This is a genomic window from Paenibacillus sp. GCM10027629, from assembly GCF_042676425.1.
GTDB classification, from domain to species: domain Bacteria; phylum Bacillota; class Bacilli; order Paenibacillales; family Paenibacillaceae; genus Paenibacillus_K; species Paenibacillus_K terrigena.
In genome coordinates this window covers 829,612-855,779 of record NZ_JBHTGZ010000003.1, presented here as the reverse complement: position 1 = coordinate 855,779, position 26,168 = coordinate 829,612, and the positions used below count along the sequence as shown (strand labels likewise).

Sequence of the window (26,168 nt, the reverse complement as noted above, 5' to 3'; positions counted from 1 at the left end):
TATTTCTGTTATGAAATCGCTATATACACGGAACCCGGTAGTTGACTTATCACCTTTTTTATTAGTAAAGATAACAGAACTGAATGCAAATGTCCAAAATTACTTTCACTTTTTTCCAGAAGTGTGTCAAAAGTAATCGGCTCCGGTTCGATTAAACGATATATGGTTTCCTCCTCTGTTGTCAATGCCGGCATCGAATAAGGTTCAAAAATAACCGTAGATCGAGCACTCGTCTGCACGAAGGGAAACTCTTCGATAATATCATTAGCGGTGACAACAATCTTCGCACCTTGACGTAATAAGTTCAGCGTTCCTTGGCTTTTCGGCGATGTTATAGGACCCGGAACGGCGAATACTTCCCGTGAAGCCTCAAGCGCAGCATCCGCTGTTATTAGCGAGCCACTCTTCACATCTGCCTCCACAACAAGCGTACCCAAACTTAGGCCCGCAATAATGCGATTACGTAGCGGGAATAGCCCTGGGTGTGATTTTTTCCCTATCGGGTACTCTGATACAACCAGTCCATTTGCAATAATCTCCTCATGCAAAGAACGATTCTCAGGTGGATATATCGTATGAATTCCAGTCCCAAGTACGGCTATCGTATTGCCTTTGGCCTGCAGCGCACCACGATGACAACAGCTATCGATCCCTCTTGCTAGACCGCTGACGATGGTAAATCCTGCGTCGCACAAATCAACAGCCAGCAAATCCGCAACTTTCTTCCCGTAGGCCGTTGGAACGCGTGTACCCACCATACCAATTGAAGGTTCCTTTAGTAGGGCTAGATTGCCCATCGTATAGAGTACCCAAGGGGGTGCAGGCGTCTCCCGGAGCAGTTCAGGGTATTCAGGATCCAAAATCGTAACGATGTCAATGTGACGCTGATTATAACGGTCTACAACTTGTTCGATTCTCTGCGGTGTAACGTGTTCCTTCATATAAATAGCTCGTTCTATTGGAATTCCCATTGCAACGAGATCCATCTTATCTAAAGTAAACAATTCACGGAACGATTGCAAATTTTCATGCAAAGTATAAATCGTCCTTGACCCAATACCCTCTAACTGGTGCAATCCTATTAATATGAGGCGATCTTCTATCATCTATCCCAAACTCCTTCCTCATTGTGCATAAAATAATACACCTTTGCAAGCCCATGACTTGCGAAGACAAAAAAAGCAACCCCTCCACACACCGCGAAGACGGATGTAGAAAGGTTGCTTACCTCACTCAGGTATAACTTATTTAATTAGACATTATTTTGTTAGGCACTTCTCGAGCATGCCACGTTCTTCAAGTACAGCCACAAGTGTCGATCCCATTTCGGAAGGTGTTGGTGCAACACGAATACCGCAAGATTCAAGCTTCGCAATTTTCTCAGCTGCCGTACCTTTACCGCCGGAAATAATTGCACCCGCATGACCCATACGTTTACCTTCTGGCGCTGTAGCACCGCCGATAAAGCCAACGACTGGCTTAGTCATGTTCTCTTGAATCCATTCCGCTGCTTCCTCTTCTGCAGTTCCGCCGATCTCGCCGATCATAATAACCGCATGGGTATCTTGATCTTCGTTGAACAGTCTTAGGATATCGATGAACTCGGAGCCTTTAACTGGATCTCCACCGATACCAACTGCCGAAGATTGACCAATACCACGAGTCGTCAATTGATGAACTGCTTCATATGTGAGCGTTCCACTGCGGGATACAACACCAACATGCCCTTTCGTATGAATATATCCAGGCATGATACCGATTTTGCACTCATCTGGTGTGATTACGCCAGGGCAGTTCGGTCCGATAAGAATTGTTTTCTTGCCTTCCATGTAACGCTTCACTTTGACCATATCAAGAACAGGAATTCCTTCTGTAATACAGATAACGAGCTCCAACTCTGCATCTACTGCTTCCATGATCGCATCCGCAGCAAACGCTGGCGGAACGTAGATAACGCTTGCTGTCGCGCCTGTTGCACCAACCGCTTCAACGACGGTATTGAACATTGGCAATGTCACAACCGAACCGTTTTCAAGTTCGAAGTCGACGTTCATTCCGCCTTTGCCCGAAGCAACCCCGCCTACCATTTGAGTACCGTATTCCAAGCCGCCTTTGGTATGGAACATCCCTGTTTTCCCTGTCATGTTCTGTGTAATGACTTTTGTATTCTTATTAATCAAAATACTCATGGGTTATTCACATCCTCTTCTATATTAAACAGCTTCAACGAGCTTCACGATTTTCTGAGCGCCATCCGCCATCGAATCCGCGGATACAATGTTCAAACCAGATTCATTCAAAATGCGTTTGCCGATCTCAACGTTCGTACCTTCAAGACGTACGACAAGTGGACGATCGAGGCCAATTTCCTTCGCAGCCGCAACGACGCCATCAGCGATGACATCACAGCGCATGATGCCGCCGAAAATATTAACGAAAATTCCTTTCACATTCTCATCGGAAAGGATGATTTTGAAAGCTTCAGTAACCTTCTCTTTGGTCGCACCGCCCCCTACATCAAGGAAGTTCGCAGGGTCGCCGCCATAATATTTGATAATGTCCATTGTCGCCATCGCAAGTCCGGCACCGTTAACCATACATCCAATGTTGCCATCTAAGGCAATGTAGCTAAGGTCGAATTTCGACGCTTCAATTTCCTTCTGATCTTCTTCATCCAAATCGCGAAGCGCTTGAATGTCTTTGTGACGGTACAATGCGTTCGAATCAAAGTTGAGCTTCGCATCGAGCGCCATGACTTGTCCATCGCCAGTCACAACAAGTGGATTGATCTCGGCAATCGAGCAATCCTTTTCAACAAATGCGGTATATAGAGCCATCATGAATTGAGCCGCTTTGTTCACAAGCTCCGTAGGAATGTTAATGGCATACGCCAATTTACGAGCTTGGAATGCTTGCAATCCAATTGCTGGATCGATGACTTCTTTAATAATTTTCTCTGGCGAATGAGCAGCAACTTCTTCAATCTCCATGCCGCCTTCTTCGGATACCATCATAACAACGCGACCTGTTCCGCGATCTACAACAACGCCAACGTAATATTCTTTCTTAATATCGCAGCCTTGCTCGATCAGCAAGCGCTTAACTTCTTTACCTTCTGGACCTGTCTGATGGGTAACGAGAACTTTACCAAGAATTTGCTCAGCATATGTCCGCACTTCATCCAGATTTTTAGCTACTTTAACACCGCCCGCTTTACCGCGGCCACCAGCATGAATCTGTGCTTTTACCACGACAACAGGGGTACCTAATGACTCCGCCGCTTCAACTGCTTCATCTACAGAAAACGCAACCTTCCCTTGGGGAACGGCAACTCCATACTGTCTCAGGACTTCTTTTCCTTGATACTCATGGATATTCATTCTAGAATCCTCCTTAAACTTTTGCGAACTAAACTGAACCTTCACGGACACTCTCGCTCTCACAATCTACGAAATGGCAGATTATACAAGCCGAATCCATTGTAACACTTTTTTAAAACGCTTACCTTAGTTTTCTATGAACAATATACATTTCTTTGATATAAGAATCATCACTTTTTGAGATTAATTGGATAATTATGGATCTTATAAAACTCGAAGATTGCCATGATTTGTGAAATGAATTTTGAAAGGATAGTAATATTTCGTAGAATATACGCTCATCATAGGAAATAAAAAGGAATTTTTTCACATGAAATATACACGGGAAGTTGACGACACTTTCGCACATTTGTGCTATTATTGCATTATCATCCAACTTACAACATCATCCGACAGGTTACAATGAAATATATGTCAAAAAGGAAGACGTTGACGATGCTCGAGAAACTCGCAATCAAATGGGGAACATATGTTTACGAACATAGTAAATATAACCCGATTTCATTAAAAAAAACGATATTTCAACTTCATGTTTTCTTTACGAACGCATCTGTCCTTTTAACTGGCTTCATCATGTCACTCCTCCTACATCATGTCGAATCATTTTTAGTATTTTATTTTGGTTTTATGATTCTTCGCATGTTGAGTGGGAGCCTTTGGCATCTGAATGACAGCACGGCATGTTATATCGTCTCCAGTGTTTTGTTGATCGTGTTGCCTATGTTTGATTACTCCGAATATATGAACCAAATTTCATATCTTTCATTCGTTATCCTTGCTATTCTATCACCTATTCTAAAATTGAAATCCACAATGCGTAGTAAATTAACCCTAAAAATCATTACCCTGCTATGCGTTATGATTAATCTTTATTATTTCAAATCATCAACTCTATCAATGGCCTTTTTAATACAATCAATGACACTTATCCCACTAACTAAAAAAGGACTGAACAAGCTATGGCGGCAATAATATTGCCTTATATTTTTTCCATGGTTGATTTTGCATCGATATTCATATTTATTGTCTGCATTTTTAACCTACCTCTTAAGAATAGAAGTACGGTCATAAAAATCGTAGCATCTACTGCTGTCCTTGCCATCGTCTCTCATTTCATTATCTATCTTGACTATCAAAAATACTCATTATGGATATTGATACCGTCCGTAGTACTCATTATGAGGTTCGTGTTTAAACAAAATAAAACCTACTCCATATGGATCAGTGTAACGGGATATATTTTCGTGTTATCGATTCAGTTGCTTATCATCTATGGATTGCTCTTTACAAAAGCTATTGCACCAGAGGATGCAACACCTTATACATATAGTGCTTATTTAATCCAACTAGCTACCTTTATGATCATTTGTATGATCTCTTATATCGTTCATAAGCTTGGTGATGCGATGACTTTCGATTTCGATAACCTTTTTGGGCAGAAAATTAATTTTAAATCCCCTGTTCGATATATCGTCACTTCCATCGCGATCTTATTGTTCATTTCATTAACGTTTCCTAACTTCTATGGTGAAGACCTGGATATGAATTTCTATATTAGTATCACATCTTCTCTGCTATGTTTCTTCATATTAATTGTCATGTCGCTGCAACGCAACAAAGAAGAAAATGAAAGAAACCGTCACAACACCTAGAACTACTCTTCTCTATAAGTTGAACTATAGGAAGGAGGTGATTGAATGAAAAAACAAACCTTATTCGCATCTCTGACTATGCTGATACTTGCTGCTTTTACTCCAATTGTTGATTTTGTTTCTACGAGTTGTATTGGGCCATTGTATGACTTTGAATCTCCTGAAGAGTAACAACAGAATAAATAAAAAAAACGAACCTTAATGGCGATTAAGGTTCGTTTTCTTTATATTCGGCGCATTCGTTTTCTTACTAATTCGCACCAGAACATACAGATTAATCAAGAAAGTGACTAAAAACAGATTCCATAGGCTTGGTATTGAAGCAAGACCTAGATAGAGGGAATAGGGAAAAACCCAAATTATTGAAGTCATCAATAAAATACGTTGTTTGCTTAACCAAAATAAAATACCAGATAAGGCTGGAAGTAATAACAACGTTACGCAGATCCACTTGGTCGAGACGGAAACAGCACCATCATATGGATTCAAAAACATGAATATTAAAGTTAGCAGAATGACAAGAATGAATGATCCAATTCCCCAGCATGTTAATCGTTGATTATACATGTAATCAGTCACCTCTCTTTATACTCACTGAAGATCGGGAACCATGATGTAGGAAATATTGTAACACATCGCTAGAGCTTTTCGCCAATTTTTTACTTTTATCCCGTCTTCTATCTATAACCTCAATTAATATAGTGGATTGACAGTTTTTATGGGTTTTGATTAGAATAAGTTGAATCCATTTATAGATTACAGTCCAAGTTTGGAAATAAGGAAGCACCTTTTTCCGCGAATTTCGCGTGGAAAGGGTGTTTTTGTGTTATGTACGGAAAAATTAACAGTGCCTGTGTTTACGGTGTAGACGGAAGAATCATTCATGTTGAAGTGGATATTAGCAACGGCATACCCCATATGTCGATCGTCGGACTACCAGATTCAGCCATACGTGAATCGATTGATCGCGTAAGAGCAGCTATCAAGAATTGTGGCTTCTCGTTCCCATTAGCGCGCATAACAGTCAATCTAGCGCCTGCAGATCTACGTAAGGAAGGTTCTGCCTTCGATCTGGCGATTGCACTGGGCATTCTGACGACCAGCGAGCAGCTTCGAATCGATTCGGTTGATCAATTTCTTATGATTGGAGAATTATCGCTGAACGGCGAGGTCAGGCCAGTCCCCGGCGTACTCTCGATGATCGAACATGCGAAGCGCTGCGGCATTCGTCAAGTGATCATTGCTGCCGATAATGCATTGGAAGCATCCATGATTGAGGATATGGACATCTACGCCATTCATCATCTAAGAGAGCTCTATCAAGATCCTCAATCAGCAGGCTCCCTGGATCTTACGAATCTTCTCTATCACCCTGCCAGTCATCCCGCTCCTACGCTCGTTGCCAATACAAATAATGCGATTCTCGAAGATTATGCGGATGTCATCGGTCATCATCAGATCAAGCGAGCCCTTATCATTGCAGCATCCGGGATGCACAACATTCTATTAGTTGGGCCTCCAGGTACGGGAAAAACGATGTTAATTCGCAGGCTCCCTACGATTCTCCCGCCACTTCTTGAGAACGAGGCCCTGGAGGTGACCAAAATCTATAGTGTCGCCGGAAAACTAAGTGATGACCACGGCGGACTCATTCGGAAAAGACCGTTCCGCGCTCCTCATCACACGATCTCCGCAGGCGGACTGATTGGGGGCGGATCGATCCCGAAACCAGGCGAAGTAAGTCTCGCTCATAAAGGCGTGCTCTTCCTCGATGAACTGCCGGAATTTACACGAAATGTACTCGAGGTGCTACGTCAACCGCTTGAAGAGCGAGCGGTAACGATAAGTCGAACAAGGGCGGTCTATAAGTATCCTTCGCATCTCCTGCTAGCCGCTTCAATGAATCCATGTCCTTGTGGATACTGGGGAGCCGAGACTTCAAGGCAGCGCTGCACATGCAGCTTGAACAAAATCGCTGCCTACCGTTCACGTATCTCAGGACCTCTACTGGACCGGATTGATTTACAGGTCGAGGTTCCGCGCGTGTTGAATCATCGACAGGATGAGAATCCGATGTCTTCCGCCCAGATGCTCGAGCAAGTTCTAGCTGCCCAAGCGGTCCAATTACATCGATATCGAAATCTACCGATTGCGTGGAATAGTGAACTGAGCGGGTCTTATTTTCGTAAATATACGAAACCGACGCGTGAAGCGGATCAACTGCTAGAGCACACCTATGAAGCGCTAGGGCTTAGTCTAAGGGCCAATGATCGTATCCTGAAGCTCGCTCGAACCATAGCCGATCTGGAAGGCAAAGAACAAATCGATGTGGCACATATCGCAGAGGCGATTCAATATCGCAATTTGGATCGAAATATTGAGAGTACAGCGTCTATTTGAATACCGCTCTTATCATATATCGATCGCATTCACACGAATCGCTGATCATACCGATATTAGATAAGTAACGCGATTTTGAGGAGGCTAACAACGATGAACATCTCTACCTTATCTACAGTGATGAAACAGAACAGTTTATCTCAGGCTGTTGGTATCAAATTGCTTAAGATGTCCAATGATCAAGCGACCCAGAATGGCCAGAACATCGTTAAAATGATGGAGCAAAGCGTTCAACCGAATTTAGGCGGCAATCTGGATCTAAAGGTGTAGGATTCAGAGATATAAGGATTGAACACTCTTATATGAGAAAAAAGGCAGCACTCGTGTGCTGCCTTTTCTCATCGCTATAACAATTACTGCCCGCTTTCACGCACGGTACTCTGATTCATTTTCGCGAGCGCGGTATCACCGATTAGACCAATTCGCCAGATGGCAATCCCTTTAAGATCATAACGTTTAGCTAAGCCGATCTTACTAGAAATCGATTGATCATTTTCACTGCCCATCGAGATACCGAGCAACAGCTTGTCCTTCGAAGTCTCCTGTAATGCAAGCTTGATCGCCTCATCGACGCGCTTCAGCGGCTCTGGCTCCTTCTCCCCTTCATACGCATAGGCCATAATAATCAGTTGATCTGCGATCTTCCCCAGCGCCTTATAATCATAGCCCTTATACGAGCTATTCAAAGGATGCAGTGCTAAACTAAGCTTAAGATTTGCCGGCCCCGCTTGCTCAGCAAGCTGCTTCACGAATTTCGTATAGCTCTGCTTGGCTTGCTCCCGATCTCCTGTCAATCCTAAGCCTTCGAAGTCCAATGTAATACCACCAAAGCCTTTATCCTGAGCCAACGTTACAATATCCGTGATCGCTTTCTCACGAAGCTGTTCATCTTCAATCATTTTCGTAAGCTCACCGCCTCGGTCTCCAGCGAATACCATCAGACTTGGCTTCACACCTGCCGATACTGCGTTTGTCACGATCGATTCTGGACTCACATCTCCAGAAGCTTTGGGCCAATAGAAGTCTTTGCCGGAAGTGGTCACGGTGCCGTCTTCTTGAATTCGTGCCCAACCGAAGGCAACACCATCAAATTCATTCACATAAGAACGTTCCGCAAAGGATGAGATCGCATAGAAACCCAATCGATATAAGGATTGCTGAGGAGATGTAATCAAAACTTGCTTGGCCCCCGCATCCCAAGCGACTTCTGCTCCAAATTGTTTGCTGAAGAAGCTAAGTGGCACCATCACTGTACCTTTCAACTGAACCGGAGCTATCGGTATGCTCACTGCGTTCCCGTTCACGACGGCTTGCTTCTTATTCAGAGTTAGAATCACTGTCGTTGCTTCAGACACGCCTTGACTTCTAGCCGTAATCGTCTGCGCCTTCGCATTCCATTCCACTGAAATGTTCAAAGCTTCAGCAATACTGCGAAATGGCACCATCGTACTGCCCTGAATTACCGTAGGCGCAGCCGAGAATGGCAACTCGTAACCATCAAGAAGAATGTGCGTCTCGGCGGATGCTGCACTTACATGTGTTGCAGGTAATCCTACGAATAACATTGATAGACTTAGAGATAATAGAATTGCACGACGAATAGACTTGCGATTGAACAATGAAATCTCCCCTCTCTCTTATATATTTTACATTATTTTACTGCTAAATGGAACTCTATCGTTCTCTCGTAAGCACAAATGATAAAGAGTCATCTCGTCCAGATCTCAAAGAACTGTGATAGGATGACTCTTCTTCAAATTACATTATTGCGAAGTCCGAACATGCTGCAAGAACCACGCATACAGTTCGGGATTCCGATAGGTCTCTGTCCAAGAGTCATGGCCCACACCCGGATAGATCGTAAATTTCACCGAGGAACCCATGGATTCGAGTGCATGTACGATCATTTTGGATTCCTGTATCGGAACCACGCTGTCTTGATCTCCGTGAAACGTCCATATCGGCAATGACTTCAATGATTCAGGGTTACGTCCTGGTACAAGCCCGCCGCAGACTGGCGCAACAGCCGCAAACGTATCGGGATAGTTCAATGCCAAATCCCATGAGCCATAGCCGCCCATACTATAACCTGTCAAATAAATCCGGTCTTGATCTACAGGATATTGTTCTACAATCTCAGCGAGCAGAGCCATCAATGCATCATTCTCTAACTGCCAGAACGAGCCTGCCGGGCACTGAGGACAGACCACAATAAACGGAAGCTCTTCGCCTGCCTCCAGATTGTTCGGTATCCCGTATTTCTTGACCAGTTCTATATCTGAACCGCGTTGATTGATGCCGTGCAGGAAATAAATCATTGGCCATTTCTTCTCTGCATTAGGATTATAGTCAGTCGGCAAGTAAACAACATATTGAAGTTCTAGTGTCTTAATGATTTCCTTATGTAGTGCAGCCACTTTTTGTTTCATCTCATATCCCTTCTCTCCTCAAATCCTTTAGAAAGCTTCATGCCAATGCTTCAATTCTGGATCGTTATCTCCTTGAAAATGAACGGTAATGACATCGAACCGAACTGCATTCGCTGATAATCGCTGTTGGTAGAGAAATACCTCTGCCGTCCCACGCACCTGCCGCTGTTTCCGGGCATCAATGGATTCTATCGCCGTCCCATAACGCGATGTATTCGAACGGCTTCGTACTTCGACGAATACGATAACCCCTTCATCTCGAAAAATAAGGTCAATCTCCCCACTGCGACACCGCCAATTCCGTGCCATGAACAGATATCCTTGTGCGCGAAGATACTGTTCTGCTAATTTCTCTGCTTCTGCACCGAGTGCTCTACGATTCATGACTCTTGCCTACGATCTGCATTTTGATCTGTTCGATAGACGAAGCTGAGAATTTCTGCAACAAGCTGGTACAGCTCCGCAGGAATTTGTTGATCAACATCTAGCTTCGAGAGCACCTCGACAAGCGACGGATCTTCTTGAATGGCGACGCCACTTTCTTTGGCTTTATCAAGAATGGCTTGGGCGAGATGGCCTCGTCCCTTGGCAATGATCTTAGGCGCTTCTGCAAGACCTGGCTCATATTTCAGCGCAACGGCTTTCTTGAAGTGGACGCCTTCGGGCAAAGATTCTTGCTTCGGGTTCACCCGGTTCATACGAGAAGATCCACTCCTTTATAGGCTGTTGGCGTATAGGCCGCAGCCGGATGATCTCCCAGTACAGCCGCCGATTTCGATGGTTCTTGCTGTACTGGAACAGGGGCCGTCTGTAATGAAATTAATTGATATCCGATTTGCGAGAGCGCAGTCTCCATTTCTGAACGTCGCTCTTGGACCATAGGACCGAGCCACTCTTGATCATTGAGCAGCTTCAGCGACACGATATGATCGACGACATTCACATCAGCAATCGTTCGGCCTAAGGCCCGTAAGTTCAAATCAAACCAGAGGTGACAATTCCCCGCATCCAGATCGCCTCGTTTACCTTTGCGCGTCTGGATATGTACCGTTGCCGTCTCTTCGCCTTCGGTATTCTTAAGTGGTATAAATAGACTCACGTGAGCAAAGGGAGCACTCCGATCATTCGATAACATTAATTGCTGACCTGTAATTTGGTTAATGAGCTGCTGCGCTGTATCCTTCAACGCAGGCGGCACATCTTCGGATTGTATAAGTTGTAATAGGACCAGTTTGAGATTTTCGGGTGACGTCTGTGCTGCCCCCGAAGCATGTGGTAATGGCACAACATTCAACGGAAGCTCAGCTGCCGACCTTACCAATTTCGCGAGCTCCTGTGCTTGCTGTGTACCCGATCCCAGATTAGCATTTTGGATAGGTACAGCGGGGTCATGTCCCTTCGTCGCTGTTCCTTGGGGTACCGTTGATGCTTCCAACGACTTCCACGTTGTCTGCTCATGCTCTACGCCAAGCAGTTTCAGCACACGACCAATCCATGGTTCTTGCATGGCCTTCTGTGGCAGAGCATCTCCTTCGGTTGATACAGACACGGCTGAAGCTGAATTCGCTGTAGCATTCTGCTGCTCTTGCAAAGCAGCGCCTTGCAACGATGTTGCAGGTGTTGCCGATGCCGCCGAATGCTGCGGTGCTACACGTATGGCGGATTGCGGCCCTTGCGGTAATGCTGGCAGCGGCGCTGCTCCGCTATGCGCCGCGGCGGGCGCGGTCCGCGCTGCCCCCGGCTCAGCCGGGGCTGCCAGGGCCCGCATGGCCGCAGCAGCTTCGCTCGCTGCGGCTCCGCCCGGTGCGCCTTGCGAAGCTGGCGCACCCAAACCCTGCGCTGCTGCGCTCGGGGCATTCGCCCCTGGCGCAGCTTGCGCTGGTGCTGGCGCGGCGGCTGTGCCGGCCGCGCTAGGCGCCCCCGCCGCGGGCTGCGCAGCCGCGGCAAGCTCTTTCAGCACCGCTGCTGCCTGCGTCAGCAGCAGCGGTGCTGCCTGCGTCAGCAGCAGCGGTGCTGCGCCCGCGCGCGCGCCGCCAAGCGAAGCTGGCGCTTGCGCGAGGGCAGGGGCCCCGCCTGCCATAGGCGGCGGGGCTTCCCCTACGCCGCGCGGTGCCTGCGGCGCGGCGGGCTGCTGCTCCAGCGCGTCCGCGAGCTGGAGCTGGAGCGTGGCAAGCAGCTGCGTAAGCGGCTTGCCGAACAACACTTGATGCAGCGCCTTCACCGTCTCTTGCGTCAGCGGGAGACCGCGTTTGAATGCAAGCGCTGAAGCCTGCATCCAGTCTTCCTGCGAGATTCCTTGCGGAATCTGCGCCATAACTACACGCATCTGTTCTGCCGTTTCCTTCGTGATAGGCACACCATTTTGCTGCATCAACTGCACAAGCTCGCGTGCCCACTTCTGATCCGGTAAGCCAACGGACTTAAGTACATCCCCAATCGATTGCTCAGCGATCGGTACACCTGGTGAGGATTGCAAAGGCTTAAGTACGACTAGCCCATTCTCGGTCTCTGGCTGCACCTGCAGCATGGTCGTCTGTCCCGATGCGAGAGGTGTTTCCAATTTGGCCTTCACTTGCGTACCGTTTATTTTCATTACCGCTTCTTGACCATCCTCTGACACTTCCGTCACGACGCCACGAACGACTTGACCCGGCTTTAATTCTACTTGCTTTGCTTCCCCCGGTTTCACATCCCCGAGCAGACCGCGAACCATTTGTCCGATATTCATTCCTGCATCCCTCCTCGTCCCTCTCTTCTTAAGCGACGGCATTCGAGAGTCATCTCTATTCTATTTATCGGTCGAATCGCTCCCGATCATGACGATACGAAAGCGACATTTAGAACAAAACAGGCTGTTCTAATTCAGCCAAAATATTACGAATGAACGACTTACGATGCATCGGCGTCGGTCCAAGTGTCGCAATTTTCTCCCGATGAAACTTCGTCCCATATCCTTTATGGATCGCAATTCCGTACTCGGGATACATCGCATCCCATTCCTCCACACATAGACGATCACGTGTTACTTTTGCCAAAATCGAAGCAGCCGCGATCGACTGACTTCGTGCGTCCCCCTTCACAAGCGCGAGCTGAGGGAGTTGACAATCTACCTTTTCTGCATCGACTAACAGGAAATCCGGCGCTACAGATAGCTGCTCTACCGCTTGCTTCATTGCAAGTCTTGCTGCTTGTTTAATATTGATCCGATCCACCGTCTCTGCATCAATCCTTACAATGGCATAGGCAACAGCTTGCTCGATAATCACATCATAGAGTGCGTTACGTTTCTTCTCGGTTAACTTCTTTGAATCATTGATCCCTTCAATTTCAAGACCTTCTTCTAAGATCACCGCTGCTGCAACGACATCTCCGAACATACACCCTCGTCCGACTTCATCAATTCCAGCAATCCTCTTATAGTTCTGCGCTGCATATTCACGCTCGAATTCTAGCATATCCACTTCTTCCATATGAACTACACCTCTTAACTCTCTCAACCTTAATAACTCACGTGCTATGTACCCATCCACGTTTCTCTATTTTAACACAGAAAGAGCGCCCTAAGAAGATGACCTGTACCGTCCTATAACGGTGATCTTCTATTTAAGGCACTCCACTTTACGAGACTACGGTTTATATTCGTTCACGATGAGCTGGTCTAAATGTAGCATCACGACGCGCCACATTTCATCCGGATCATGCCGCTCTGCATTCGTAATGCTGTGAATGACAAGACCATCCACTAGGGCATGCAATCGACGTGTCTCCAGTTCAGCATCGATTCCTTCATCCGTTAATTTCAACTGAATGAGTACATTAATCATCCGACGAAACCCTTCATATAGGGATTCATGCACCTCCAGACTAAGCGCTCTAAAGGTAGGATCGACCATCGCTCGTCCGGTAAACGAAATCCACACCTCTGATTCGGCAAGCCGTTCTTCGTCAAGCGGCATGATCTCCCTTATGACCAATTCAATATCGTGGCGAGGAACGCCGTTAAATGGTAACTTTGCAATACGTTGATTGACGCGGTCGGAGACCATTCGCATCGAAAATGCGAGCAGCTCGGACTGTGTCACGAAATAATGCCGCAGTGAACCGAGGGACATCCCCGCTTCATCCGCAACACTGCGCACAGTTACTCCTTCCAAACCTTCACGGCGTATGACACGCCAAGCTGCTTCTGCGAGTTGTTCCCGACGTTTATCATGATTTACGATTTTAGGCATGTATTCATTGTATCACCATTGTTTTTTTAATACAATCGTGCTAAAATAACGACGAGTAAATTAATACACTTGTATTAAAAAGAATTCGAACGCGTTCCTTTCTTACAAGGCAACCGTTACTGTGTAAAGGAGATCAATCATGGTTACTGCATTCATTATTGGCTGTGAAATTGGATTCTGGGTATTTGTCATTGCGGGGCTCTTCTGCCGATACATCTTGAAACGCAAAAAACTAGGGGCAGGGCTGTTGCTCATGACACCCGTCGTCGACCTTGCCCTGCTAATCGCGACATTGTTAGATTTACGATCAGGCGCTGTCGCCACCTTCGTCCACGGCATCGCAGCCGTATACATTGGCGTCTCGATTGCCTATGGCCACCGGATGATTCGCTGGGCTGACGAGCGGTTCGCATACCGATTCGCGAATGGTCCTGCACCTGTGAAAAAACCGAAAACGGGTCCGGCCCATGCACGCCATGAACGTATCGGCTGGCTGCTTCATCTCCTTGCATGGTTGATTGGCTGTGCGATGTTATACGTCATTATCCTCGTTGTCGATGATAAGAGCCGTACAGATGCCCTCTTTAATATGATTCGCTACTGGTCCATGATTCTGGGCATTGATTTCTTAATCAGCTTCAGTTATACCTTATTCCCGCGAGGCTCCAAAGAAACGATGTAATGACAAAATAAAGCCATAAACACAAAAAAACCGTGCTCTTTGTGATTCCTATCCACTAGGGAGAACTTCACAAATTGCACGGTTTTATTTTTATCAATCCATATAGCTTTACAGCATAAACGACAACGGGACTTCCAGCGAGAAACGCCCCATTTTACCGGCACGTAGTTCGCGTAGAATGACACCAGATGCTTTCTCGAGATCAACGCGTCCACCGCTCATAATACAACCACGTTTACGTCCGATCTCTTCCATCACCTGAACGATTTCGTCAGGAACATCCAGATCTTCGGGTTTCTTCGTTAGTTCGAATCGCTCTTGTAACGTATCCCAATAGTACTGCGTCATGTATTTTATCGCGAAAAAGGCAACGTCTTCAATATTAATAACTTGCTCTTTGATCGCACCCGTAACGGCTAGTCGATAGCCAACTTCCTGATCCTCGAACTTCGGCCATAGAATTCCCGGTGTATCCAGCAGTTCCATTTCCGTTCCGATCTTAATCCACTGCTGTCCCTTCGTGACGCCTGGGCGATCTCCGGTTGCTGCAATGTTGCGGCCTGCAAGTCTATTGATTAATGTCGATTTTCCTACATTCGGTATTCCGACGATCAATCCGCGAATCGCACGCGGCTTCATGCCTCGATTTAGTTGTTTCTGAATTTTATCATGAAATAGCACCTTCGCTTGCGCAGGAATGTCCTGCACGCGAGTCCCGTTCGACGCATCGATCGGAAATGCTGTAATGCCTTCATTTTTGAAATATGTTACCCATTTCTCTGTCACCGCCGGGTCCGCCAGATCAGCTTTATTCAGCACGATCATTCTTGGCTTCCCTTGCAAAATCTCATCAATCATCGGATTGCGGCTTGACAGCGGTAGACGAGCATCGAGCAGTTCTATCACTACATCGATTAGTTTCAGTTTTTCCTGGATCTCACGACGTGCTCTCGTCATATGTCCAGGGAACCATTGTATCGTCACCGTCTCTCACCACCCTTACTCAAAATTCACGTCTAGTGATTTACTATTGTAATATCCTTGTACGGCCAGAATACAACTTCTGCACGCCCTACCACTTCTTTTAAATCAATATATCCAATCATTCGGCTATCCGTACTATTACGGCGGTTATCACCCATGGCGAAGATATGGCCTTCTGGGACCTTCTCTTCTGTCACGTCAGCATTAGGGAAATCACGTAGATTGTTGTATTGTTCCCCTTTGCTATGGTACTCATCCAAGACGCCTTGGATATACGGCTCGCTAATTTTCTTACCGTTTACATAGACATCATCGCCTTGAACCTTCACCGTATCACCTGCGACAGCTACGACACGTTTAATGTAATCTCGATTCTCCTGCGGTACATGGAATACAACGACTTCACCCGGCTTTGGCGCACGGAAATCGTATAAGAACTTATTTACAATGACTCGCTCACCCGTATGGAAATTCGGCTGCATCGAAGGCCCGTCCACCATGAAGGGAGCAAATACGAACCAACGTATAATAACGACTAAGACGACAGCAATGGCAATAGCCTTTGCCCATTCCACTGCTTCATTTTTCAGCTTATTTTTGCCAGGCTGTTCCTGTGATTCGTTAGGTTCTGTTTCATGAGAATCCGTCTGATTCGCCATCATCGTTCCCTCCTTATATTACATTCCCTATTTCAAAGCGTATTCATACCGCTATACATGCGAAAGGAGCTTGTAGTAACAAGCCCCTTGGTCTTACATTAACGAATCTCTTTAATTCTCGCTGCTTTACCGCGTAGTTCACGAAGATAATAAAGCTTCGCACGACGCACTTTACCACGGCGAGCCACTTCGAGTTTATCGATTTTTGGGGAATGAAGCGGGAAAGTTCTTTCCACACCTACACCGTAAGAAATTTTACGAACTGTAAAAGTCTCACTGATTCCGCCACCACGACGTTTAATCACAACACCTTCGAAAAGCTGGATACGCTCACGGGATCCCTCGATAACTTTAACGTGTACTTTTAAAGTGTCTCCAGGACGAAAGCTTGGCAAGTCTTTACGAAGTTGTTCTTGAGTAATCGCTTGTACGATATTCATCTATGACTCCCTCCTTCCACTCAGGTGTTCATACGTCTCAGGGAGCTGCTGCTCCGCCTCATCGTTCGTAGAGGACCACCGAATTAACACAAACGATATTATATCATGTTTAGCAATCGAACACAAGTGATTTCTTTAGCTTCCATTATCCCATTCATCATGCACTACTGCCTGTACGACAGAACGATCCGGCCTCTCCAGTTTGTCATGAATCGCTTGCAGCAGCTTGACGATTTCGGCGAGTCCGATAAATGCCAGCCCGATCATGGCCCCGTAAGCCCACCATTTGAATAATACCATCACCGCAGCAAGTGCAAACCCATTATGCCCGCTCGCAATCGCGAGGAAAAACCCCATGAGCAGTGAAATCCCAATAACTACAAATCCGAATCCTAGCAATATACGGCTCACTACATTCTGTCGCAAATTGCCCCCGCCTTTCCTTACTTGATCCAACTGATTCTAGTATAGTGCGGTAGATCCAGAAACACAAAGTGAATCATCCAAAAATTGCATACATCCTTCGATAGGGATAGGCGCCCGCTTCCTCTAATGCTATAATTAGCCAGTACATCGACTGTCCAGCAAAGGTAGGATGACTATGAGAAGCAAACCACGCCCTTCCTTGCGAAGAGGCATCTTGAAATTTGACCGCGTATCGTTAAAATTATCGATCATTATCCTCGTCTTCATTATGGCCATCTCCTCATTTACAGGAATTTTTATCTACTATCAGACGAAAGAAATCATTATTCAAGATGTCCAGAATTCACTCACAGCTGAGAGTGCATCTATTGCCGAGAAAGTCAACGCATTATTCGAGAAATTCGGCGCTACTGTGGAACATATGACAACAGATCCTTCGACGATCCGACTGCTAAAGACGGCGAAATCCCACTTAGAAGTCACCCATAATCCGGATTATCGAGACGTCATGACCTCCTTGAATGCAACCGCAGCCTTCGACGACCGATTATCGCTCGTATGGATCGCCAGCGAGAAAGGGAACTTCTTTGTGGGGAGCGGCGGGCGAATATCTCGCCCGAGCTTCGAGATTAACTCTCGTGGATGGTATGCCGAGGCCTCGGCATCCGATGAGACAACATACAGCCAGCCTTATCTCGATGCATTTACAGGCAGATGGGTCGTAAGTGTCGCCCATCGCATTCAAGATCAAGGAACAACCATTGGTTACGTTGCCGTCGACATTCTACTCGATACGTTCCCGGAGATTATGAAGCCCTACCATAAAGGCAATGTCGGGTATCATTTTCTGGTTGATGCTAACAGAGAAATCATCTATTATCCTGGTTTTACATACACGCTGAATCGCAAATTTCCAGATGCGAGTCCCGGGCTTCAAGCCATTCTTACGAAGATGATGGAGCTGCAAACCGGCGTAGAATCTATTCAGACATTGAAGCAAGAGGAATTTATCAGCTATGCGCCAATTCCGCTAACGAAGTGGTCGGTTGCAGTCAGTACGCCAACGGACCTATCTTTACAAGAATTGAACAATTATTCACGGTCATTATTTTTCTATTTCACGCTATGTATTCTAGTTACCGTTATCGTTACCTATATACTGCTCGCATATTATTTGAAGAGATTTCCTTTTCTTACGAATATTACGCAGAAATTCACAACCGGTGAAGCGATTATTAATCAGAATGATTATGCCATCATCGTTGTTGACTCTCAGTTCCGAATTACTTATTTCAGCAAGACCGCAGAGAAAATGCTGGGCTACACATCCAAGGAAGTCGTCAACAAGGAAAGCATTATGCTGCTGCAGGATCAAGATGCGATCACACGGACAGCCGCAACACTGTCTGCTCAACTCGGAAGAACCATTCCGCCAGATACAACAGTATTTCAAGCGGTATTCGAAGAAAATCATCAGACATCGTATGATACAGAATCCCTCTACGTACATAAAAATGGCACACGCATTCCGATCTCCGTGAATGTCAATAAAATGCTGGATCATAACGGGAACATTATCGGTTATATTCGTATTTGCCGAGACATATCGGAGCAAAAGCGGGATCAAGTCGAGTTGATGGATGCGAAGAAAGCCGCTGAGGAGGCGAATCAAGCAAAAAGCGCGTTCCTCGCAATGATGAGCCATGAACTTCGGACGCCCCTAAATGGGATCATTGGCTTGACGCAATTGATTCAGAAGACGGGAATGACACCGATCCAACAGGATTATTTGCGTAAAATATTGGCTTCTTCCCAGACCTTGCTTCGCATCATTAATGAGATATTGGACTTCTCCAAGATTGAGGCTGGAAAAATTGAAATCGAAGAGACGAAAATCAATCTCTATGGGATGTTCGACAAGCTCTCGGAGACGAGCAGTATGCTTCAAGCCAAAAAAGATCTGGTCCTCCTCATGGATTTACCAAATGATTGGCCAGCTTATGTATTAGGAGATCCCCTGCGACTCGAACAAGTCCTGCTAAATCTGATCAGCAATGCGATTAAATTCACGAATTATGGGATGGTCTGTATACGGGCTGAGAATATAAGGCGCACAGCAGAGTCGATCGAGATCAAATTTTCGATTATCGATACCGGGATTGGCATTTCTGAGGAGCAGCAGCGCTACTTATTTGAACCTTTTTCTCAGGCTGACAACTCGACAAGTCGCAAATACGGCGGGACGGGACTTGGGCTTGTGATTTCCAAAAAATTAGTAGATATCATGCAGGGAGATTTACAACTGCACAGTGAGTTTAGGGTAGGCAGCACCTTCTCCTTCACCATACCCCTACGTCTTGCACAAGTTGCGAATGTTGCACTGCTACCCCCAGTCGACACCATCGTAAGGCGGGAAGTGCTGCTCGTATCAGATAAGACAGCGCTGAACAGTCATATACAATCGATGCTCCATACTTTGGGTCACGAAGTGTATTCCTGTCTCTCTTGGAAGGAAGCGACGAATTGGCTTGAAATGCAAGATCATCATGCAGACATTGTTATTCTTGATATGGATGCTGCGGACATGTACGGTGAAGAGACATGGGTTCGAATGCAAAAGCTAGCGCGCTGCCTAGGCGTTCTCACACTTCTCATGACCACTACGCCAGGAAGAGAAGCCGTCTTCTCGCTGCCGGATCAGCTTCGCCCCGATGCCGTCCTGTTGAAGCCGGTTCAGATCTTCAAGCTTCATCACATTCTCAGCAGCTTATTTGACAATACCAGATATGAAATCAACGAAGTCACCGCCTATGAGGAGAGCGCTGCTGGATCCAGTCGGCCTTATCGTATTTTACTAGCCGAAGATCATGAGATTAACCAACAAATTGCGGTGGAGTTACTAGAAAGCCGTGGATTTTCTGTTGGCGTAGCGGAGAATGGACGTCAGGTGTTGATGCTGCTCGAACCCTTAGAATGGGATCTCATCCTGATGGATATCCATATGCCAGAGATGGATGGATTGGAAGCAACCAAACGAATACGTAATAACCCCGTTTATCAGCAACTGCCGATCATCGCGATGTCTGCGAATATCATTCAGAAGGATCGTGAGCAATATTTTGAAGCAGGGATGAACGACATGATTCAGAAGCCGATCGATGTCGATCAGATGTTCCATACATTAGACAAATGGCTTGGTTCAGGTTTCCGAATCGGATCAGAAGCTCGGAAGGTAGAAGATGTCAACCTTGATCGCAATCATCCGTATCAAATTCTTGAGGATCATGGGATTATGGTCGAACAAGCGATTCATCGATTAAATGGCAAGGTGCATATACTAAACCGAATGCTAGCCACCTTCCATCAGGAATACAAACTCTATATAGATCATTTCATGGATAAGATTGGACAGGAAGATTATGACACAGCACGGCGCATGATTCATACGTTGAAAGGTACCGCGGGGAATTTATCTGCACAGCAATTATATGAAGCAGCGAACCAGGTTGAACGATGGTTGAAGGATGATAAGCCCAAGGACGATACTGCATTTGATCAAATGTTGCAAGATTTATCCTATCAATTAACACGCATATTGCATGCGATCGAACTATTTATTGCACGAACAACACTGTAAATCATCATACAGTGCTGTTCGTGTTCCTATTCAACGTTAAATTTATAACCTACCCCCCATACCGTCTTAATAAATCTAGGTTCTTTCGGATTACCTTCAATCTTCTTCCTAAGGTTCGCAATATGTACATCAATTGCTCGATCTGTCACGAAAGAATCGAACCCTCGCAGTGCATTAATCAACTCTTCCCTCGTATATACCTTTCCTTGATTGGCACAGAATAGCTTCATAATTTCGAATTCTGAGAACGTTGTCTCAATATAACGATGATTCACATATAAAGATCTTCGTTCCGGATCCAAAGATATTAAACTCTCTACAGAATCCGTCATATTCCTCAAGTCACCACGATCCGCCATGGACTGTTCGAGCAAATGCATACGCCGAATATTCGCATTAATCCTTGCCGTCAGTTCTCGCATACTGAATGGTTTACTTAAGAAATCATCCGCACCTGCTTGTAAAGCATTAATTCGATCAGCGACCTCCATCTTAAGCGATACGACAATGATTGGCGCGAGTGATACTTCACGCAATTTACTGCATAATTCAATTCCATTGATGTCCGGAAGAACTAAATCCAATAGAATGACGTCCGGTCGGAACAACTCTAACTCGAGCATGCCATCTAATCCCGTATCCACTCTTTTTACGGCGTAGCCCTCTTCCGATAAGTACATCGTTAGCATCTCACCAATCATATTATCGTCCTCGATAATAAGTACTTTATCCATAAGAAGATCACCCTTAATGACAATTTTTTACAAAATTGCGTATTATTCTTAACACATATCTCATAATTGTTTTAAATTTTTATTAAATTGTACCCCCAATATACTATATTTCGACAACAGCGTCTATGATAAGGATTTTGTTAGGAAACTGTTAGGAGCCGTAATAACAACTTCTTAACACTGGAGCGGTATAAAGCGCTTACTTATTCCTATAAAATCGAAAAAAATAACCCCGAGCATGAATCAAAATTCATGCTCAAGGTTTATGGCACTCACCACCGCTTATTCCGTTAATTTAAAGCTTGCTACCATATCATTCAATTCTTCTGCTAACCGCGCTAGCTCTTGACTGGAGCTGGCTGTCTGTTCGGCTGCAGCTGCTGATTCATGACTAACAACAGCAATGCTCTCAATGGAGTTCATCATTTCTTGCGATTGTGCAGCTTGCTCCTCACTCGCTGCCGCAATTTCTGTCACCTGTCTCGCCATACCTACCACTTGATCTAGGATGGCATTAAAGGTCTGTCCTGTTTGTTCCGTCAATGAAACGGCGCCATTCACGGCGTGGACACTTTGTCCCATATTGTGCTGCATATCTTTGATGATTCCTGCGATTCGTTTCGTCGCTTCGCTGCTTCGTTCCGCCAGCTTCCGAACTTCATCCGCAACGACCGAGAATCCTCTACCTTGCTCTCCTGCTCTCGCAGCTTCTATAGCAGCATTCAATGCGAGCAAATTTGTCTGTTCAGCGATTTCATCAATGACTTCAATGATTTCCCCGATTTGCTCCGAATCATTCTGCAAGCGTGTCATTTGGTCGGATAGGCTGTTCATCGCATAGACCGAATCTTGTACATCTCGTCCGCCTTTCTCCGCTTTATCTTGTGTTGAATCCGAAAGTTCAGCAGCCATCTCTGCATTTTGAGCCACAACATTTATCGCCATCGTATGCTCTCGGAACAACTCTGTAACCGCATTAACCGTAGATGATTGCTGCACACCGCCCGCTGCGATTTCCTCTGTAGTAGCCGATATTTCTTGAGATGCTGCGGCAACATTCTGTGATGACATAATAATACGTCCAACGAGATCGCGCAGCTGCTCAACCATCGTGTTCGTCGATGCTGTCAAATGCTCGACCTCATCTTTCGTCCGCATTTTGAAACGCAGCGGTTTCATCGATAAATTTCCTTTTGCGATCATATCCAATTGCTCAGCAATGATATTCAACGGCCTTGAAATGTGTCTGGACAGATAGAAAATAATAATGATGCCAACAACAATCGTAATAGTGAAGGCGATGATTAGATTCGTCCCAATACTCGATGCGCCGCTATTGAAGCTGGACATGTAAGAACCGGAGGAGATGATCCATCCCCAGTGCGGCGCTTTTTCAGAATAGACGATTTTCTGTTCGATCTCCTCGGAGTTCGGTAAGTTATAGTCAAAATAGGTATATCCACCGCCTGCCAACGCTTTGTTCACCTGCTCGCGAACGAAGAAATCTCCATTGCGATCGGCGGAATCCCACATATTTTTCCCTTCCATGCTTGGGTGCCCAATGGCAGTCCCCTTCTCATCAAGAATAAAGAGATAACCCGATTCGCCAAGATCAAATTTGTTCGTAATTGGACGGGTCCCGTTCTCTTGCTTGGGTCCTAATATTCTCGTCTTCACTTGCTCCTGGGCTTCCTCCAGCGAAATGAGACCACCCTCCACGCCGACGTTCAGTACATCGATCAATTCAGATACCATATGCGCGTTATTCTTCAGGTTGACCATGCCCACTTCATCAAGATGATGTTTCGCATTATTGTAAGCGGTTAGTCCGGTAAAGAATGTTGGTACCGTGAGTAAGATGACGGACACAATAATTAATTTGGCACTAATTTTAAATTTCATGATCTATGACCCCTTCGATCGGATTAAGACTAGCTCATTGTTTCTTTAATCATTTCTTCTAGATGTAAGCGCGTAACTAATTGCCCTTTATTGCTGTATACGCCTACGATCCCTGAAGATGCATTTCTTGGTCCCTGGATATCTTCTACACGTGTCTCTTCATCTAGTGTAGTCACTTCCATCACTTGATCGATCAGTATCCCTACTGTACCTCGACTCGATTCCATCACAATAATGCGTGCTTTGCTCGAAAATTCATGGCGCTGCAGTCCTAAGAACCGGTGAAGATCATACAACGGCAAATACTCCCCCCGAAGTGAGAACATCCCCTGAACAAAAGGAGACGGGTGCAGAATGCTTTCAATGTCAGGTACCTGAATAATTTCTCGAACATCATGAACCGAAATACCAAAGTGATGTTCAGCAAGCTGGAAGATCGTCACCTCTGCTGCTCTATTTTTCATGCCTAACGTCTGTTCGCTCGTCGTCATCATGATCTTGCTACCTTCCTCGTTCACTAGCGCATGAACATCCAGTACAAGCGCAATACCTCCGTCCCCGGTAATCGTCGAACCCGAGATATAAGGAACCTCGCCCACATATTTTCCTAATGATTTCATAACAATTTCACGGTTTCCGAGTGTCCGGTCTACAGCAATGCATACCTGCTTATCTCCGAAGGAGACGATGATGACAGTCGTACGCCGCGCTTGCGTTCTGACTTGGGTTCCGCTAGCAACTCGAAGCTTCTGATCCAGTCGAATGAAAGGATAGACATTCCCTCGAATGTAGCAAACCTCCCGACCATGTGCGATCTTAATCTCATTCGGTTGAAGTGCAACGATCTCTACAACGTTCATCAAGGGGATTGCATACATGTGTTCATCCAACTCCACCATAAGCGCTCGGATAATGGCTAAGGTAAGAGGAAGTCGGATCGTAATGCTGGTCCCCGTTCCGACAGTCGAATGGATATCAATCAGACCGTTGAGCTTCTCAATATGTGCGCGTACAATATCCATCCCTACGCCGCGCCCAGATAAATCGGTTACTTGCTCTGCCGTTGATAAACCTGATCTGAATATCAAATGCTGCAGTTCATTCTCCGTCATCCGTTCCGCCTCATGCTCCGTGATGATCCCTTTACGGATCGCGGACGATTTGACTTTGATCGGGTCAATCCCTTTACCATCATCGGTAACCGAAATCATGATCTGATTATCTTGATGCGTCGCTTTTAATAACAGCTTTCCTGCTCGAGGTTTACTGCAACTTACTCGTTCTTCTGGGGATTCAATACCATGATCGGCCGCATTACGTAAAATATGTATGAGTGGATCACTAATCTCTTCAATTAACTTCCGATCGAGCTCTGTCTCTTTGCCTTCCATAACAAATTCAATTTCTTTGCTCGTAGCTTGTGCCATATCGCGCACCATACGCGGAAACCGATTGAATAAATGTTCAATCGGAAGCATTCGTGTCTTCATCATGCCTTCTTGCAGGTCGCCAATGATCAGACCGAAATGATTGGCAATATCGCTTAACGTTGCTAAATCGCTATCCTCCCGATGCTGCTTCTGCATCATCCGGGAAGTGACCTCATGCAGCCTTGTATTATCAATAATCAATTCCCCTACAAGATTGAGAAGCTGTTCTAATCGATCGACATCGACGCGAACGGTCTGGCTTCGACGTACTTGTGGTTGATCACCAGTTCCTGATGCATCTGACTTCCCTATCTGTGCGTCTGATGAGAGATTGCGAGATGAATCTTCTTCATTCACATATTGATCCAAGTTGTTGAGGTGAATCGATTCTATATGTATGACTTCAATTTGAGAGATTTCGCTTAACCGCTCCTCGAGCAGCTGCTGAGACTCCTTCGTAACAACAACGAGAATAATTTCCCCGAGGAATTTACTCTCATCTTCAATGTCTGTAACGGGCGGGAAGGCAGCAATCACTTCACTACTCTCTTGCAGCGCTTGATATACGAGCAGCGCTCTGACCGATTTCATCACCGCATCCGAGCGAACTCGGCAGTAGATGGAATAAACTTCATGTTGATTACGCATCGCTTGAATCGCCACATTTCGCTGAAACCGATTCAGTTCAACTACAAGCTCAGATGATCCTTCATCCCCTGCCTTAACAGCTGGATCGTAAGCTAGCTTACTCTCGGTCGAATTCTGCTGGGTAATTTGCTCTAGCAAGACGAGTAAAGGATCAATATCCACCGTATCTTGCTGCCCTTCGAGCAGCGAGTGCCGTAATAATTTCAAATAGTCTGTCGCATGAAATAAGACGCTTGTCAGCGCAGAATCCACGACCAATTGACGATTACGAATGAGATCGAAAACATTTTCCATCCCATGCGTCAAATTTTTCAGGGCATCAAATCCCATCGCTGCCGAAGATCCCTTTAAGGTATGCGCAGCTCGAAATAAAGTCTGAATAATCGTGACCTCTCCGCCCTGCGCTTCCAATTTCAGCAACTGTTCTTCCATGATTTGAATTTGTTCATCCAATTCATCCATAAAAACACTCATATATTCGCTTAAATGAGAAGGTATTGACATCACTTAACTCCTCGACAACATAATTTCCT

Annotated in this window: 23 protein-coding genes; 6 read left to right on the top strand and 17 right to left on the bottom strand. The window is 45.6% G+C overall.

Annotation, left to right across the window (positions count from 1 at the left end; translation table 11 throughout):
• Positions 1-8 precede the first annotated feature (8 nt).
• The 3 genes from dprA to sucC form a co-directional block, all read right to left on the bottom strand.
• Positions 9-1,106, bottom strand: coding sequence for a DNA-processing protein DprA (gene dprA, locus ACFQZR_RS04460; RefSeq protein ID WP_379343224.1), 1,098 nt, complete (start codon positions 1,104-1,106; stop codon positions 9-11).
• Between the two features lie 153 nt (positions 1,107-1,259).
• Positions 1,260-2,189 carry a succinate--CoA ligase subunit alpha gene (gene sucD, locus ACFQZR_RS04455; RefSeq protein WP_379343222.1) on the bottom strand — a complete coding sequence of 310 codons (930 nt, stop codon included), beginning with the start codon at positions 2,187-2,189 and terminating at the stop codon, positions 1,260-1,262.
• Between the two features lie 24 nt (positions 2,190-2,213).
• The gene (gene sucC / locus ACFQZR_RS04450) at positions 2,214-3,380 is read right to left on the bottom strand and encodes an ADP-forming succinate--CoA ligase subunit beta (RefSeq protein WP_018757829.1); all 1,167 of its coding nucleotides are present in this window, start codon (positions 3,378-3,380) and stop codon (positions 2,214-2,216) included.
• A gap of 1,187 nt (positions 3,381-4,567) precedes the next feature.
• On the opposite strand from sucC, the gene ACFQZR_RS04440 reads away from it, so the two are divergent.
• The 4 genes from ACFQZR_RS04440 (at position 4,568) to ACFQZR_RS04425 (ending at position 7,702) form a co-directional block, all read left to right on the top strand.
• Complete coding sequence (locus ACFQZR_RS04440) at positions 4,568-5,032, top strand: hypothetical protein (protein ID WP_379343220.1); 465 nt, start codon at positions 4,568-4,570, stop codon at positions 5,030-5,032.
• 45 nt (positions 5,033-5,077) lie between these two features.
• Positions 5,078-5,203 carry a hypothetical protein gene (locus ACFQZR_RS04435; RefSeq protein WP_379343216.1) on the top strand — a complete coding sequence of 42 codons (126 nt, stop codon included), beginning with the start codon at positions 5,078-5,080 and terminating at the stop codon, positions 5,201-5,203.
• A gap of 657 nt (positions 5,204-5,860) precedes the next feature.
• Positions 5,861-7,432: a YifB family Mg chelatase-like AAA ATPase gene (locus ACFQZR_RS04430; RefSeq protein WP_379343214.1), complete on the top strand. Its 1,572-nt coding sequence runs from the start codon at positions 5,861-5,863 to the stop codon at positions 7,430-7,432.
• Positions 7,433-7,525: 93 nt separating this feature from the next.
• Positions 7,526-7,702, top strand: coding sequence for a YjfB family protein (locus tag ACFQZR_RS04425; RefSeq protein ID WP_379343212.1), 177 nt, complete (start codon positions 7,526-7,528; stop codon positions 7,700-7,702).
• 83 nt (positions 7,703-7,785) lie between these two features.
• Here ACFQZR_RS04425 and ACFQZR_RS04420 read toward each other — a convergent pair whose 3' ends face one another.
• The 7 genes from ACFQZR_RS04420 to ACFQZR_RS04390 all read right to left on the bottom strand — a co-directional run bounded on the left by ACFQZR_RS04420 (position 7,786) and on the right by ACFQZR_RS04390 (position 14,093).
• Positions 7,786-9,051, bottom strand: a complete 1,266-nt coding sequence (locus tag ACFQZR_RS04420; RefSeq protein WP_379343210.1) for a stalk domain-containing protein — start codon at positions 9,049-9,051, stop codon at positions 7,786-7,788.
• Positions 9,052-9,195: 144 nt separating this feature from the next.
• On the bottom strand, positions 9,196-9,861 hold the full coding sequence (locus ACFQZR_RS04415) for a carboxylesterase family protein (protein WP_379343208.1): 666 nt from the start codon (positions 9,859-9,861) through the stop codon (positions 9,196-9,198).
• A gap of 27 nt (positions 9,862-9,888) precedes the next feature.
• Positions 9,889-10,245 carry a YraN family protein gene (locus ACFQZR_RS04410; protein WP_018757820.1) on the bottom strand — a complete coding sequence of 119 codons (357 nt, stop codon included), beginning with the start codon at positions 10,243-10,245 and terminating at the stop codon, positions 9,889-9,891.
• On the bottom strand, positions 10,242-10,559 hold the full coding sequence (locus tag ACFQZR_RS04405; protein ID WP_018757819.1) for an EscU/YscU/HrcU family type III secretion system export apparatus switch protein: 318 nt from the start codon (positions 10,557-10,559) through the stop codon (positions 10,242-10,244). The genes ACFQZR_RS04410 and ACFQZR_RS04405 overlap by 4 nt, the downstream gene beginning before the upstream one ends.
• Positions 10,556-12,589: a DNA ligase gene (locus ACFQZR_RS04400; protein WP_379343206.1), complete on the bottom strand. Its 2,034-nt coding sequence runs from the start codon at positions 12,587-12,589 to the stop codon at positions 10,556-10,558. Before ACFQZR_RS04400 ends, ACFQZR_RS04405 begins: the two co-directional genes overlap by 4 nt.
• A gap of 109 nt (positions 12,590-12,698) precedes the next feature.
• Positions 12,699-13,331, bottom strand: coding sequence for a ribonuclease HII (locus ACFQZR_RS04395; RefSeq protein ID WP_379343808.1), 633 nt, complete (start codon positions 13,329-13,331; stop codon positions 12,699-12,701).
• 156 nt (positions 13,332-13,487) lie between these two features.
• Positions 13,488-14,093 carry a TetR/AcrR family transcriptional regulator gene (locus ACFQZR_RS04390; protein WP_379343204.1) on the bottom strand — a complete coding sequence of 202 codons (606 nt, stop codon included), beginning with the start codon at positions 14,091-14,093 and terminating at the stop codon, positions 13,488-13,490.
• Positions 14,094-14,232: 139 nt separating this feature from the next.
• Between ACFQZR_RS04390 and ACFQZR_RS04385 the strand changes: the two genes are divergently transcribed.
• Positions 14,233-14,775: a hypothetical protein gene (locus tag ACFQZR_RS04385; RefSeq protein ID WP_379343202.1), complete on the top strand. Its 543-nt coding sequence runs from the start codon at positions 14,233-14,235 to the stop codon at positions 14,773-14,775.
• Between the two features lie 108 nt (positions 14,776-14,883).
• Here ACFQZR_RS04385 and ylqF read toward each other — a convergent pair whose 3' ends face one another.
• From ylqF to ACFQZR_RS04365, 4 genes are all read right to left on the bottom strand, one after another.
• Positions 14,884-15,759 (bottom strand): ribosome biogenesis GTPase YlqF, encoded by an 876-nt coding sequence (gene ylqF, locus ACFQZR_RS04380; RefSeq protein ID WP_018757814.1) that lies wholly within the window; start codon positions 15,757-15,759, stop codon positions 14,884-14,886.
• Between the two features lie 32 nt (positions 15,760-15,791).
• Positions 15,792-16,418 (bottom strand): signal peptidase I, encoded by a 627-nt coding sequence (lepB, locus tag ACFQZR_RS04375; RefSeq protein WP_379343806.1) that lies wholly within the window; start codon positions 16,416-16,418, stop codon positions 15,792-15,794.
• A gap of 98 nt (positions 16,419-16,516) precedes the next feature.
• Positions 16,517-16,858, bottom strand: coding sequence for a 50S ribosomal protein L19 (gene rplS, locus ACFQZR_RS04370; RefSeq protein WP_379343200.1), 342 nt, complete (start codon positions 16,856-16,858; stop codon positions 16,517-16,519).
• A gap of 135 nt (positions 16,859-16,993) precedes the next feature.
• A complete protein-coding gene (locus ACFQZR_RS04365) occupies positions 16,994-17,269 on the bottom strand; it encodes a hypothetical protein (protein WP_379343198.1) in 276 nt (91 codons plus the stop codon).
• 214 nt (positions 17,270-17,483) lie between these two features.
• On the opposite strand from ACFQZR_RS04365, the gene ACFQZR_RS04360 reads away from it, so the two are divergent.
• The gene (locus ACFQZR_RS04360; protein WP_379343196.1) at positions 17,484-20,921 is read left to right on the top strand and encodes a response regulator; all 3,438 of its coding nucleotides are present in this window, start codon (positions 17,484-17,486) and stop codon (positions 20,919-20,921) included.
• Positions 20,922-20,947: 26 nt separating this feature from the next.
• Here the strand turns inward: ACFQZR_RS04360 and ACFQZR_RS04355 are convergent, their stop codons facing one another.
• The 3 genes from ACFQZR_RS04355 to ACFQZR_RS04345 form a co-directional block, all read right to left on the bottom strand.
• A complete protein-coding gene (locus ACFQZR_RS04355) occupies positions 20,948-21,655 on the bottom strand; it encodes a response regulator transcription factor (protein WP_379343194.1) in 708 nt (235 codons plus the stop codon).
• A gap of 282 nt (positions 21,656-21,937) precedes the next feature.
• Positions 21,938-23,557, bottom strand: coding sequence for a methyl-accepting chemotaxis protein (locus ACFQZR_RS04350; protein ID WP_379343192.1), 1,620 nt, complete (start codon positions 23,555-23,557; stop codon positions 21,938-21,940).
• 29 nt (positions 23,558-23,586) lie between these two features.
• The gene (locus ACFQZR_RS04345; protein ID WP_379343190.1) at positions 23,587-26,139 is read right to left on the bottom strand and encodes a chemotaxis protein CheW; all 2,553 of its coding nucleotides are present in this window, start codon (positions 26,137-26,139) and stop codon (positions 23,587-23,589) included.
• Between the last annotated feature and the right edge of the window lie 29 nt (positions 26,140-26,168).

What these genes read in the sequence shown, in the direction of transcription:
- dprA (WP_379343224.1), bottom strand. Translation starts at nt 1,106, where the DNA reads ATGATAGAAGATCGCCTCATATTAATAGGATTGCACCAGTTAGAGGGT.
- sucD (WP_379343222.1), bottom strand. Translation starts at nt 2,189, where the DNA reads ATGAGTATTTTGATTAATAAGAATACAAAAGTCATTACACAGAACATG.
- sucC (WP_018757829.1), bottom strand. Translation starts at nt 3,380, where the DNA reads ATGAATATCCATGAGTATCAAGGAAAAGAAGTCCTGAGACAGTATGGA.
- ACFQZR_RS04435 (WP_379343216.1), top strand. Translation starts at nt 5,078, where the DNA reads ATGAAAAAACAAACCTTATTCGCATCTCTGACTATGCTGATACTTGCT.
- ACFQZR_RS04430 (WP_379343214.1), top strand. Translation starts at nt 5,861, where the DNA reads ATGTACGGAAAAATTAACAGTGCCTGTGTTTACGGTGTAGACGGAAGA.
- ACFQZR_RS04425 (WP_379343212.1), top strand. Translation starts at nt 7,526, where the DNA reads ATGAACATCTCTACCTTATCTACAGTGATGAAACAGAACAGTTTATCT.
- ACFQZR_RS04415 (WP_379343208.1), bottom strand. Translation starts at nt 9,861, where the DNA reads ATGAAACAAAAAGTGGCTGCACTACATAAGGAAATCATTAAGACACTA.
- ACFQZR_RS04410 (WP_018757820.1), bottom strand. Translation starts at nt 10,245, where the DNA reads ATGAATCGTAGAGCACTCGGTGCAGAAGCAGAGAAATTAGCAGAACAG.
- ACFQZR_RS04405 (WP_018757819.1), bottom strand. Translation starts at nt 10,559, where the DNA reads ATGAACCGGGTGAACCCGAAGCAAGAATCTTTGCCCGAAGGCGTCCAC.
- ACFQZR_RS04400 (WP_379343206.1), bottom strand. Translation starts at nt 12,589, where the DNA reads ATGAATATCGGACAAATGGTTCGCGGTCTGCTCGGGGATGTGAAACCG.
- ACFQZR_RS04395 (WP_379343808.1), bottom strand. Translation starts at nt 13,331, where the DNA reads ATGGAAGAAGTGGATATGCTAGAATTCGAGCGTGAATATGCAGCGCAG.
- ACFQZR_RS04390 (WP_379343204.1), bottom strand. Translation starts at nt 14,093, where the DNA reads ATGCCTAAAATCGTAAATCATGATAAACGTCGGGAACAACTCGCAGAA.
- ACFQZR_RS04385 (WP_379343202.1), top strand. Translation starts at nt 14,233, where the DNA reads ATGGTTACTGCATTCATTATTGGCTGTGAAATTGGATTCTGGGTATTT.
- lepB (WP_379343806.1), bottom strand. Translation starts at nt 16,418, where the DNA reads ATGGCGAATCAGACGGATTCTCATGAAACAGAACCTAACGAATCACAG.
- rplS (WP_379343200.1), bottom strand. Translation starts at nt 16,858, where the DNA reads ATGAATATCGTACAAGCGATTACTCAAGAACAACTTCGTAAAGACTTG.
- ACFQZR_RS04355 (WP_379343194.1), bottom strand. Translation starts at nt 21,655, where the DNA reads ATGGATAAAGTACTTATTATCGAGGACGATAATATGATTGGTGAGATG.
- ACFQZR_RS04350 (WP_379343192.1), bottom strand. Translation starts at nt 23,557, where the DNA reads ATGAAATTTAAAATTAGTGCCAAATTAATTATTGTGTCCGTCATCTTA.
- ACFQZR_RS04345 (WP_379343190.1), bottom strand. Translation starts at nt 26,139, where the DNA reads ATGTCAATACCTTCTCATTTAAGCGAATATATGAGTGTTTTTATGGAT.